Origin of the sequence: Pinibacter aurantiacus (assembly GCF_019130065.1) — a bacterium.
Classification (GTDB): Bacteria; Bacteroidota; Bacteroidia; order Chitinophagales; family Chitinophagaceae; genus Pinibacter; species Pinibacter aurantiacus.
On the sequence record NZ_JAHSPG010000003.1, the window covers coordinates 96711 to 109484 of the forward strand.

7 protein-coding genes and 1 other RNA gene are annotated in these 12774 nt (G+C 41.6%); 4 read left to right on the plus strand and 4 right to left on the minus strand.

Annotated elements, in window-relative coordinates; genetic code table 11:
* Positions 1–2 precede the first annotated feature (2 nt).
* The 3 genes from KTO63_RS06270 to KTO63_RS06280 all read right to left on the minus strand — a co-directional run bounded on the left by KTO63_RS06270 (position 3) and on the right by KTO63_RS06280 (position 5519).
* Positions 3–3386, minus strand: a complete 3384-nt coding sequence (locus tag KTO63_RS06270; protein ID WP_217790391.1) for a TonB-dependent receptor — start codon at positions 3384–3386, stop codon at positions 3–5.
* 224 nt (positions 3387–3610) lie between these two features.
* Complete coding sequence (locus KTO63_RS06275) at positions 3611–4714, minus strand: FecR family protein (RefSeq protein ID WP_217790392.1); 1104 nt, start codon at positions 4712–4714, stop codon at positions 3611–3613.
* Between the two features lie 214 nt (positions 4715–4928).
* Complete coding sequence (locus tag KTO63_RS06280) at positions 4929–5519, minus strand: RNA polymerase sigma factor (RefSeq protein ID WP_217790393.1); 591 nt, start codon at positions 5517–5519, stop codon at positions 4929–4931.
* A gap of 481 nt (positions 5520–6000) precedes the next feature.
* Between KTO63_RS06280 and KTO63_RS06285 the strand changes: the two genes are divergently transcribed.
* Both KTO63_RS06285 and rseP read left to right on the plus strand, forming a co-directional pair.
* A complete protein-coding gene (locus tag KTO63_RS06285) occupies positions 6001–7167 on the plus strand; it encodes a 1-deoxy-D-xylulose-5-phosphate reductoisomerase (RefSeq protein WP_217790394.1) in 1167 nt (388 codons plus the stop codon).
* A 248-nt stretch (positions 7168–7415) separates the two neighbouring features.
* Entirely contained in the window at positions 7416–8825 is a 1410-nt protein-coding gene (gene rseP / locus KTO63_RS06290; RefSeq protein WP_262901956.1) for an RIP metalloprotease RseP, read from the plus strand.
* Positions 8826–9101: 276 nt separating this feature from the next.
* Here the strand turns inward: rseP and KTO63_RS06295 are convergent, their stop codons facing one another.
* Positions 9102–10898 carry a MutS-related protein gene (locus KTO63_RS06295; RefSeq protein ID WP_217790395.1) on the minus strand — a complete coding sequence of 599 codons (1797 nt, stop codon included), beginning with the start codon at positions 10896–10898 and terminating at the stop codon, positions 9102–9104.
* 342 nt (positions 10899–11240) lie between these two features.
* On the opposite strand from KTO63_RS06295, the gene ssrA reads away from it, so the two are divergent.
* Positions 11241–11615, plus strand: a transfer-messenger RNA (tmRNA) gene (gene ssrA, locus KTO63_RS06300).
* Positions 11616–11797: 182 nt separating this feature from the next.
* Entirely contained in the window at positions 11798–12643 is an 846-nt protein-coding gene (locus tag KTO63_RS06305; RefSeq protein WP_217790396.1) for a restriction endonuclease, read from the plus strand.
* The last annotated feature ends 131 nt before the right edge of the window (positions 12644–12774 follow it).

Consider the following 12774-nt stretch of genomic DNA (forward strand, 5'->3'; position numbering starts at 1 on the left):
AATTAGAACGCTGCCTGAATACCGAACATGAACGTTTTTGGATTAGGGAAAGAACCGTAATCAAATCCGCGGTTAAACAAACCGTCGCTGATGAAATCAGGATCATATCCTTTGTATTTGCTCAGGGTGAGTACGTTCTCCCCAGCTATGTAAAAACGCAGCTTGCTGACAACGTGTTTTCTCATTAGAACTGATGAAGCCGGAATATTGTATCCTATTTGTACGTTTTGCAATCTTACATAAGAACCGCTTTCAACAAACAGATCCGAGAAACGGTTGTTGCCGTTAGGATCGTTGATGATGGGTCTTGGAACATTTGTGTTTGTATTGGTTGGTGACCAGAAGTTCAACTCATCTGTGTGTTGGTTGCCATACTGTCCTGTCATGAGCGCCTGGTAAACAGCGTTAAACACTTTGTTACCACCACTTCCCTGGATGAACAGAGAAAGATCAAAATCAGCATAGGCAGCATTAAAGGTAAAGCCATAGTTGTATTTAGGAATTGCACTACCTAGATATGTTCTGTCATTAGCATCTGTAAGTGTATCTGTATGATCGTTATTTTTTCCGTTCTGCGCTTTGAAGATCACATCACCAGGGGCCGTTAATACAGACTGGAATGCGTGACCTGCAATCTGATCAGTACTTTGGAAAATGCCTTCCGTTTGATAACCGTACAGTTCGCCCACTGATCTGCCCACTTCTGTTTTACTGCCCGAGCGATATATTGGATTATTGGTACCACCCAGTTTCAACACTTTATTTTTCAAAGTAGAGAAGTTTGCACTTACATTATAGGTAAATCTGCCTTCCGTTTTTCTATAACCCAATGTCACCTCAACGCCTGTATTCTTAACAGTTGCGGCATTGGTCCTGATTGTATTTGGCACTGAACCAACAGAGTACGGTAAAGGTAAATCTGTAAGAATGTCTGAAGCTTTTTTATCAAAATACTCAACAGTCAGGTTTAGTTTCTCTTTCATGAAACCCATATCCAACGCTACGTCACTTGTGGTAGAGCTCTCCCAATGCAGGTTAGGATCTGCAACGGAAACGGTAGTGGCGCCATGTGCATAGATATTGCTGAAGTTGTAGTTAGAAGCGGTGTTGATAAATGGCTGCCATTGATACTCACTCAGATTAAGCTGGTTACCTAATGTTCCCCATCCACCACGCAGTTTCATGCTGCTGATTGCGGCAGGAAGCTTAATGAATTTTTCGTTTGTTATGTTCCATGCGCCTGCAATACCCACATAGTTACCGTATCTTTTTGCAGGGGCAAATTTGGAAGACCCATCTCTCCTAAAGTTTACAGTAAGGAGATAGCGGCTATCGTAGTTGTAGTTAATTCTGCCAAGAAGCCCAGTGGTAACATAAGTACCTCTCCACTCGGTGATGGTATTAGCAGAAGCAGCGGCGTTGCTGAATGAAGGGAATTCCATGCTTCCGTTATCACGAGATGTACCGGTTTGCGATGAATTGTTCATTTTTTCAAACGTATAACCTGCAAGGAAATCTGCCTGGTGCTTTCCTTTAGTGAAGTTATACGTCAGGGTGTTTTCTACGAGTTGCTTATTTGGCTGACCAAAGCCCTCCATATAATAGTACTGGGTATTGATGTAATAAAAACCCATGTTGAAGCTTGGCTCATAATGGTAGTTTTTATAGTCTGTTCTGTCAAAGCTTGCGTTGATCTTGTATTTTAAATTTTTAACGATTTCAAATTCTGCCCAACCGTTTAACAATATCCTGTTGCGTTCGCTCCAGTCGTCCACGATTGAGTTCAAACCAACAACGTTTGCAGAGATGGCGCGGTGAATAGTTTGATCGGTACCGCCGTAACCACCTTCTTTTGTAGAATCATACACCGGCATTGTAGGTATCGCTGTAAGCATGCTGGTAACGGTTCCTCCGAATACAGCGTGGTTAGCAGTTCCGGCATAGTTACCTTTCTTGGAATACATGTAAGCTACTTTGGCACCATAGCTGAATTTACCTTTCTTTCCCTGCAAACTTGTGTTGAGGGAATAACGTTTGTAGGCCTGTGGCCCAACCTGGTAGCCCGTTTGATCAAAGTAACCAAGAGAAACATTGTAATTAAGCGCATCACTTCCTCCTGAAATACCTACGTTGTAATTTTGAATAGAACCTCTTTTCAAGGCAGCATCCTGCCAGTCTGTATTGATATTGGAAACAAAATTTGGGTTGGAAGGATCATTTGCAGGAACCAGTGAAAGGCCTGCATTTGTTGTGGCAGCGTTTACTACTTTTTGGTAACCAACTCTATCTAATACTGATATTTTCTTTGGCACCTGCTGTATACCGGCATAACCATTGAATGTTATTTTTGGTAAGCCTGCTCTTCCTTTTTTAGTAGTGATGATCACCACGCCTGTTGCTGCACGCGAACCATAAATGGCACCTGCAGAGGCATCTTTCAAAACAGAGATGGACTCAATATCCTCAGGTGAAAAATCAAATGGAGCGTCGATAGGTACTCCGTCGATAACGAACAAAGGACTGTTATCACCAAAGTTACTGATACCTCTTATTTTGATCTGCACATAACCGCCGGGCTCTCCCGAACCATGAACTGAAACGCCGGCAACCTGTCCCTGCAACATTTTGGCAACGTCATAGGTAGGGTTCTTTTTCGCGTCGGTAACATTCACGGTTGCTACAGAGCCTGTAAGATCTTTTCTTTTCTGCGTACCATATCCTACTACCACCACATCATTCAGTTGATCTGTAGAAGGCTCCAGTTTTAAAACAAAATCTGTTTTACTGCCTACTTTAAATTCCTGCGACTTGTATCCGACATAGCTTATCACAAGTACAGCATTTTCATCTTTTACACTGATGCGGAAATAACCTTTGTCATTTGTAGAAACGCCAAGGTTAGAGCCTTTTATCGTAATGCTGACACCAGCCTGGGGTTCACCTTTTTCATTCACAACAGTTCCGCCAACGTAGTGGTCTGCTAAAATGTTTACGGTCTTATTGTCTGGCAAAGGGTTTAGGCTTGTTTCTTCCGGATAAAGCAAGATCTGGTCGTCTACGACTTTATAGCGAATTTCGAGCGGCTTCATTACTTCGCAAAGCGCTTCTGAAATTTTTTTATTATCGCCGGAGTAGCTTATTTTTTTATTTCCATCTATTGCAGATGGGCTGTAGAGGAATTTTACGCCGGTTTGTTGTTGCATTAACGTGATGAACCTGAACACCGTTATTTTGTCTACAGAAAGCGTGACAGGCTTATCCAGGATGCCCTGCGCTTCTGTTTTCTTTGCGTATACCGAAAACGCAAAAGTGACGGCGATAGTAAATTGTACTACAATAATCTTCATTGCAAGCAGTATTGAAGCAATAAATTGCTTTTTTTTCATAATTTCATATGATTTTGTTCGTTAAGTAAACTGTTTCGGACATAATTAAACCGCATAGGTTTCCTTGCCGGTATGCCCCACATACCGGCATTCTTTTGCAGTATAATCAAGAGAGGTTGTTTGTATTAGGTTTCGCAGTTGTTGTTTTTCATAAAGCAATAATTATGGTTTAGTGATTGAATAATTACCTCACCCCAACCCTCTCCATTGGAGAGGGAGAAGATTTATTTACATCCCCTGCCACGTATGAGTATTGATGTGCCTTTTACTTCGTAAGTATTATTGAGCGACTGGCAAAGAATATCTAGTTTTTTGTAAAGGTTCTGATCTGTAATATCACCTGTAAAGAGACAGTTGTTAAGGGTTTCATCCTCCACTTCTATATTTACTCCATAGGTTACCTGCAAAGCTTTCAGAATGCTTTCAAACCTTTCTGATTCATAAATAAATGCTGCGCGTTCCTTTACAGGAGCGACTTGTACACTATCCTTATTAACAACTATAGGCAATGGAACATCAACAAGTGTTGCATCGAAAGTTTTACTTTCTTCCCCGTAAATTACTTTTTGATTTGGTGTGATTATAAGGCCTTTATTCTTTCTGTTTTTGATCTCGTCTGCATTCTCTTCACGTTCGTAAACTTCTACTTTTCCGGTTACGACAGACACTTCGATCCTCTTATTATTCTCGTCTGTTTTAATATTGAAAGATGTCCCCAACACATGCGTTACAAGATTTCTGTTGTAGACAAAAAATGGCTTGCCGGCATTTTTTGTGATCTCAAAAAAAGCTTCACCGGATAAATACACATCACGTTTGTCAGCAGAAAAATGTTCAGGATATTTTACTGAAGAGCCGGGCTTAAGTGTTATAAAACTGCCATCTTCCAATTGAAAACGTTCAGCCTTTGTACCACCGTTTTCTTTATTAATGAACATCGCGCCTTTCACTTCTTCTTTAACAGAAACCAGTTCTGCAGCAGGTTTTTTCTTTGATAAAAAGAAAACTGCGGTGCTTAAGCTAATCACCAGAATGGATGCTGCGGCAAACCAAACTTTTCTGTAATTGTGTTTCTTTTGAATAGGTATAACGCTCGCTGTTTCTTTCTCGGCGTGCTTGATTTTAGCGATAATCTCTTCAGCTCTTTTTTCATCAATGTTCATTTCTTCCATCTGAGGATGGTGGAACCTTACCATAATGTGGTTTGCCAAAAGATCATTATACATGCCAGAGCCTATAGCATCGAATAATTCCTCTTCTTCCGCAGCAGAAATTTTATCTGCAACATATTTATCCAGTAAGTACTGTATTCTCTCTTTATTGACCATATACGGTTATTTCCCAAGGTTCATTTAAATAAGACAGGTGGCGGGGAGCGGCGGAGTACAGAGAGTGAAAAAATATTTTTTTGGCAGCTGGAAGGACGAATAACTGAATAACTGATTAACTGAATAACTGAGTGGTTGAATTATTGAATAATTGAATAATTGATGAAAGGTCGACCTTCAAGTTCAGTTATTCAGTTACTCAGTTATTCAGTTATTAAAGAAAGTTGCTCATAATGCAGGCCACCATCAACGCTCCTCCATGCGCCTTTATGTAGCTGCGTATGGATTCAAGAGCGCGGGCCATGTGCGTTTTAACGGTAAGTCGTGAAATATTGAGTTTGCTGGCGATAGAGTCGTAAGATAATTCGCCCTGCTTCGCCATGGTGTAGATCTTCTGCTGCTGCGCAGGCAACTGCTGAATGGCGTCTGTGAGCAATTGCGTGTATTGATTATCGCGTATTTTGAAATCACAATTATCCTCGGATACCACATGCATTTGGCTATAGTGGCGTCTTGCTTTTTGTTCGTTGGCAAGTTTTTCCAGGTAATTAATAATATAGTTTTTGCTAACCGTGTATAGCCAGGATTTGAAGTTCTTTATGTTTTGCAAATCTTTTCGCTGGAACCAAACTTTGAGAAAGACATCCTGTACAATTTCTTCAGCCACGGAGGAGCTTTTAACGTAGACATAGGCAACGCTGAAGATCTTTCCTCTGTACTTGTCAAACAAGATTTGAAACGCCGTTTCATCATCTTGAGCAAGCAGACTCAGTAATGCAGTATCGTCCGGAATATTAAATGGCATAGCAGTCAATCGTCGTTAGAACTAAATTAATGTAAAATTGACAATTAAAAAATAGCCGGGGATATTTATTTGCGAAATATGTGAAAAAAGCTGCCGTCTTTCTAGTAACTGAATAACTGATTAACTGAATAACTGAGTGTTTCACCTTTGTAATGAATGATTGAATACCAACCTTCTGTTATTCAGTTAATCAGTTATTCAGTTATTCCCTGCTATATTGCTCCATCTCAATTCATTAAATACACAATTTGTTCACAGCTTGCCACAACTTTAATCGCGAAAACCCATTTCAGTCCGATTATTGCCTTAATTTAGCCCCCCGGTTTAGTTGAAAATTTTCCATTGATCCTGGTATTGTGTTTTGAAGACAAAGTGCTTCAGATTTGAAAGACCGATTATTGATACTGCCACCGGCCAGATTCTTTAAAATTTTAATAATAATGGCACAGTTTTATAACCTGCCATCAAAATATCATTGCTAATGCCGGACATTACAAAAAAACGTATTGCTATATTTGGTTCGACTGGTTCCATTGGCAAACAGGCGCTGGAAGTAATTGCAGCAAATGAGAACCTTTTTGAAGCCGAAATTCTGACCGCACATTCTAACGCGACTTTGCTTGTAGAACAGGCAAGACAATTCAAGCCGAATATTGTTGTTATAGGGGACGAATCCCAGTACGCGAAAGTGAAAGCAGACCTTTCGGGCACCGACGTAAAAGTTTTTGCCGGGGAAGATGCTTTGGAAGAAGTAGCAGCCATGGATAATTATGATATGATGCTGGCGGCAATTGTTGGCTTTGCAGGGCTAAAACCTACCCTTAAAGCCATTGAAAACGGAAAACCGATAGCACTGGCCAACAAAGAAACACTGGTGGTTGCCGGCGATATCGTAATGCAAAAAGCAGTGCAATACCGTGTGCCGATCATTCCGGTGGATAGCGAGCATTCCGCCATTTTTCAATGCCTTGTAGGCGAAACGCGCAACAAGATCGAAAAGGTGATCCTTACTGCTTCCGGCGGACCATTTCTGGGCAAAAAACCCAACTACCTCGTAAACGTAAAACGCGATCACGCTTTGCAACATCCCAACTGGAGTATGGGTGCTAAAATAAGCGTTGACTCTGCGACTTTAATGAATAAAGGTCTCGAGATGATCGAGGCAAGATGGCTGTTTAACCTGAAGCCTGATCAATTGCAGGTGGTCATTCACCCTCAAAGCATCATTCATAGCCTGGTGCAATTTGAAGATGGTAGCCTGAAGGCGCAAATGGGCCTTCCTGACATGAAATTGCCGATTCAGTATGCACTTGGTTTTCCTCAGCGCTTGCCGAACAATTTTCCACGATATGATTTCCGCAAACCAAACGCCCTGACTTTTGAAGAACCGGATCTTAAAACTTTCCGCAACCTTGGCCTTGCAACAGCTGCGTTGTTCAAAGGTGGTAACCTGCCTTGCGTAATGAATGCGGCCAACGAAATGGGTGTATACGCGTTCCTGCGCAATCGCCTGGGCTTTCTCGACATGACCGACCTCATTGAACGCACCATGGAAAAAGTGCCTTTCATTGAGAAACCAACGCTGGAAGATTATTTCAATAGTGATGCGGAAGCGAGGGAATTTGCAGCGTCGTTGTTGAGCCTGTAATGGGCTGAACGCTTAACGCCTAACGCTGGACGCTGTTGGAGGTGCGTCACTAGGATATTGGCGAAATATTCGGACTATTTTACCGTGCGTTAATCGCTAAGCGTTCTGCGTTAACCACTTCCGGGGAAAGATTAACAAAAATATATTCTCTATATTGGCGGCATTTTCGGGTGTTTCCGGCGTTAAGCGTTAGGCATTAAGCATTGAGCGTTTTTCCTCATTCCTGCGCCGCAAACTTTTCCCTATATTTGCCACTATTCAAAATTCAAAAAGTACCGGGATACGGTGATTATAATACCTGTATGACGACCTTATTAGCAATCGACTGGACAGAATTTGCAGTAAAAGCAGGACAGTTTATTTTATCCTTTTCCATCATCGTTGTATTGCACGAGCTTGGCCACTTCCTTCCGGCCAAATGGTTCAAATGCCGCGTTGAAAAATTCTACCTCTTCTTCAATCCATGGTTTTCCCTGTTTAAAAAGAAAATTGGCGAAACTGAATACGGTCTCGGCTGGGTTCCATTTGGCGGCTATGTAAAAATTGCCGGCATGATCGACGAAAGCATGGACAAGGAGCAGATGAAGCTTCCTCCAAAAGAATGGGAGTTTCGCAGCAAACCGGCCTGGCAACGATTGATCATCATGGTCGGCGGCGTTTTGGTAAACCTTATTTTGGGCTTCCTTATCTACGCTTGCATGCTTTGGCATTGGGGTGAAGAATATGTACCAACCAATAAATTCACTTATGGTATTGCTGCCGATTCATTGGCACAGAGTATCGGATTTAAGGATGGCGATAGAGTATTGAGTGTTGATGGCGAATACATCGATCGCTTCAACAAAATACCGATGAAGATCATTTTGAGCGGATCAAAAACAGTGGAAGTTGAAAGAGACGGTCAAAAGCAAACCGTTAATATTCCGGATGATTTTGCAGGCAAACTGATCAAATATAAAGCGGTCAACTTTATTGAGATGCGTGTGCCTTTCACAAAAGTAGATAGCCTTGCCAGCGACACCAGCGCGGCAGCAAAAGCCGGGATAAAAAAGAACGACAAGATCATTGCGATAAATGGCACCAACACTGAATTTTTCCAGGACTTCAGAAAGCAGGTTTGGAAAAACAAAGGGAAGCAAGTTGACCTAACCATATTACGTGGCAAAGACACAAACCACATCGCGCTTACCATTCCAGAAACTGGCATCATAGGCGTTTACAACGGAGATATCAAGCCATTTTTCGAAACAAAAGAGATCCACTACAGTTTCGCACAAGCAATTCCTGCAGGTGTGAAAAAAAGCAAAGAAACATTACAATCGTACTGGCTGCAATTGAAACTGATCTTTAGCGGCAAAGTAAATGCGAATGAGTCTTTGGGAAGTGTTGTTTCAATTGGTAAAATGTTTGCACCGGTTTGGGATTGGCAGAGTTTCTGGGGTCTGACAGCCTTCTTTTCTCTCGTATTGGCATTGATGAATATTCTTCCAATTCCGGGACTCGATGGCGGTCACGCTTTATTTACTTTATATGAAATGATCAGCGGCCGCAAACCAAGCGATAAATTCATGGAGTATGCGCAAATGGCAGGCATGGTGTTGTTGCTGGGAATTATGGCCTATGCTTTGGGGTTAGACATCTTCAGACTATTCAAATAAACGATTTCAGATACAACTAAAAACAGAGCCATCGCATTGCGCGGTGGCTTTTTTTAGCACACGGATGACACGGATTTGACGGATTTACACGAATTATTGTTCAAATAGCTGAATAATTTAGTAACTGAATAACTGAATGTTTATATTCAAAAAACTTCTTTGGACGATGTCACTCCGGTCATTCAGTTACTCAATCCTTGATCCGTGAAAATCCGTCAAATCCGTGTCATCCGTGTGCCATACTCTCTCCCATTTTCAACTTTCAACTTTCAATTTTCAATTAAACTCAATACCAATCATCTTCATCAATATCGCGGCATTCATGCTCTCGCAAATGCCATCTTTTAGTTTGTAATCGAAAAACAATTCGCTGCCGTTTTTGAGTTGCATATCGAAATGATAATTGCGGATGGATTGCGGAAACTCGCTGGTGAGTTTAGTGAGTTCGAGATCGTGCGTTGCTAAAATACCAATAGCATCGTGATGCATCAATTGCCTGATCAAAGCAGCCGAGCCAAGGTGACGATCGGCAGAGTTAGTGCCGCGGAGAATTTCATCGAAGAGTAAAAAGACTTTCTCTTTTTTGTTCACCGCCTCGATAATGTATTGCAGTTTTTTAAGTTCTGCGTAAAAAGTGGAAGTGCTTTCTTCCAGGTTATCTGCGATGCGCATTGTGCTTATCACACGCATGGGTGAAAGCACGAACGAAGACGCACACACTGGCGCACCCATCATGGCGAGTACGATGTTTGTTCCCACGCTTCGCAAAAACGTACTCTTGCCTGCCATGTTGGAACCCGTAATCAGAGCCAGTTGCGGGGTTCCGTGGATTTCAAAATTGCTGTCAACCCTTTTCTTTTTTTCAATCAAAGGATGGCCGATATCTGTTGCTGCAAGGTATCCATGCTTTTCAACAAATGATGCAAAGGCCCATTGCGGCTGGTTAAAATGCAGATTGGCAACGGTATTTAGAAACTCAATTTCGCCTAGTTTGTCAAACCAATTGTTGACGTTTGACTGATTTTTTTGCTTCCACTTTTCCAACTGAAAAATCAATTGCAGATCCCACAGCAAAAAGGCATTGAGCGGAAGAAAAACCAGTGGATTAAGACGGATATCAAAACTGTCGAGAATGCTTTTCAAACGCTTTACTTCTGTGGACGATTGAGATGTTGCGCCGACAAAATTCGCTTTAATGGCTTGCAGCAAAGACGTTTTAGGAGCAAGTTTTTCAATGGTTACAAGACTATTGGAAAGAGTAGTCACCTGCCCTACTATTTTATTAAGAGAAAGGTATTGCGCCGTAACTGTTTTTGTGATGCCCCCCGAAATGAGCAAATACAAAATAACCAGCGCATAAAAAATAGGCGATGAAATAATGCCTACGATATGCAATAGCAGCGTGGACAAACTGATCAATGGAAAAATAATGCGCATTAGTTGCCACCCCTTGCTGCCTGAAAATGCAAAGGGTTCGCGGAGCCAGGTTGCAATTTTTTCCTGGGTAGCAATTGTAATCGGAGATTCCATACCGTGTGCCTGTAACTCCTGTCGCCACTCATATGCGGGAGCCAATTCTTTTGCAGCTTCCTGTACCTGGAGAATTTCGTTTACCTCAGACGGATGCAGCAGCTTACCGGCGAAAAATTTATTTCCCTGTTCGGAAGTTGTGCGATTGATATACTGATAAATGGAAGCCCTCCCAAAGATGTCGAGATCGTTCGCATAGTCGTGCACATGCAACTTGAATTGACTGCCATCCGGCAGATCGGTATAATGTCCTTTCGCTATTTCAATTTCCTGTTGATTGATCGCCACAAGCCGCTGATGATGCGCAATAGCCGCATTGTTTTTCACCGCCAGCACAACGAGGCGCAGAAAAACAGCGAGCCAAATAACAAGTGGCAAAGCAATGTACAGCCAGCCATTGTCTTTCAATCGCCAGGTCACCACGGCCGCGACAATGGTGATGATAAAGCGTACCCAGCTTATGGCATTCTTTCTTCTTTTGAGAAGTGCTAAATCTTCTTCCAGCCTGGTGATTCTTTTGGTGTATGCCGTGATATTCTCCATCTTGTGAAACTAGGGTTTTATTCAATTAGGAATTAAAAATTAAGAATTAGGAATTGTTTTAATTCGGCTTTCGTGATGAACGGCTGTTTTCCTTGTGATGTCAGAAGGCTTCGACAAGCTCAGTCTGACAGCGAAATCGGAGTGTCAGACTGAGCTTGTCGAAGCCCCTCAAATGAGGAACCGCATCCGGCGCTTTTCATTTCCTGCCACAGTAATCCGCTAAAAATCATACAAAACATGCCACGCCACAATTCTTAATTCTTAATTCCTAATTCTTAATTATTTACGTAAATTTGCTGTTCGCGAAAACTGTACGCAAGGTAAATCCCCGTACATCTTTCCGGGGCTGTATTGGTTTTGACAGCGTAGATCTTTGAGAGTGTAAGCATGCAGTGCGTTGTGTAATCTGCACTTTAATCTGGAATGCACAAAATTCAAATGGCAATACTCAGTATGCCATGGCTGCCTAATCAGTGATTAGATAGTCATTAGGGCCGCCGCGCCGGTTGTTCTGTTACCATGCGCCGCCGCCGACTCAAAAACAAACACAGAATGCTGTTGTAGAAGGCTGTGACTACAACTTAAGACCATTCAGCTAAGTAGTGTATTGGTTGGTTCTTTTCCTGTACGCCGCCGACAAATAATAAAGAAATAAGCATGTAGAAAGCTTTTGGAGAATATGTTTGGACAGGGGTTCGACTCCCCTCAGCTCCACAAAATTTGAAATCCTGTAGGTTTTGGCCTACGGGATTTTTTGTTTATCCTCCGTTACACCATGTCAAAAAAATCTCCCATGTGTTCTTAATGCCAGTTGCTTTGCTTTTTTATTTTCCTGAAGAATTAGTAAGTTCACTTTGGTTAAATCTCGCTGAAATGCGCAGGAATGAAATTAATTAAATATGAAAGGACCGGAATTCTTAAAATATATAAATCCCGTATTAACAGCTCTACAACTAAATGGTGGAGCAGGCGATTCATCCGATATTATTGATCAGGTTATAGACAAGTTAGGTATAGGAGAAGATGAACTAGAGGAAACAACCGCCAATGGACAGTCCCGAATTAGAAATCAAATTCAATGGGCAAGATTTTACTTGTTCAAGGCAGGACTGATTGACAATACTCAACGCGGCATTTGGCGTCTTACAAATGAGGGGCTAGATAAAAAGTTAAATGACCATGATGTTTACACCCTCTTTAAAAGTGTTCACGATAGCGTAAAGAAAACCTCAACTTCAAAAGTTCAAAAAACAGAACCGAAATTTGAAAATATAGCAACAGAAGATGAAGAACACTCTGTTGGTTTAATTAATATAATCCAAAATCTTTCGCCCTCTGGCTTTGAAAAACTATGCAAACGGCTTCTAACCGAGATAGGCATAAATGAGATCATAATAACTGGCGGCTCGGGTGACCAAGGGATAGACGGAAAAGGAATTGTAAAGTTGAACGACGTTGTTAGTTTGAATATTGTTTTCCAATGCAAACGATATAAAGAAACAGTTTCTCCACATCATGTACGTGACTTTCGTGGCGCTATGCAGGGTCGCGGGGAAAAAGGCCTTATAATAACAACCGGACGTTTCACTAAAGAAGCAAAAAATGAGGCTAATCGCGATGGCGTTACGCCAATCGAACTAATTGACGGCGCCAGATTAGTTGAACTCTTTGAGAAATATCACTTAGGACTTAAGCCAGTGACAGTTTTTGAGATTGATCAAGAATTTTTCAAAAGCTTCAATTAAAAGTACAACGGTAAAATTGGTTAGACTATATATAGACGCTTTATTTGCAAAATAACCAAAATCAATAAATTAAGCCCGTATTCAGACGGATGTCGTGGAAACAATAAACTTTTAAAAGTATCTTGCCAGAT

Coding starts and splice junctions, on each gene's coding strand:
- KTO63_RS06270 (WP_217790391.1), bottom strand. CDS start 3,386: ATGAAAAAAAAGCAATTTATTGCTTCAATACTGCTTGCAATGAAGATT.
- KTO63_RS06275 (WP_217790392.1), bottom strand. CDS start 4,714: ATGGTCAATAAAGAGAGAATACAGTACTTACTGGATAAATATGTTGCA.
- KTO63_RS06280 (WP_217790393.1), bottom strand. CDS start 5,519: ATGCCATTTAATATTCCGGACGATACTGCATTACTGAGTCTGCTTGCT.
- KTO63_RS06285 (WP_217790394.1), top strand. CDS start 6,001: ATGCCGGACATTACAAAAAAACGTATTGCTATATTTGGTTCGACTGGT.
- KTO63_RS06295 (WP_217790395.1), bottom strand. CDS start 10,898: ATGGAGAATATCACGGCATACACCAAAAGAATCACCAGGCTGGAAGAA.
- KTO63_RS06305 (WP_217790396.1), top strand. CDS start 11,798: ATGAAAGGACCGGAATTCTTAAAATATATAAATCCCGTATTAACAGCT.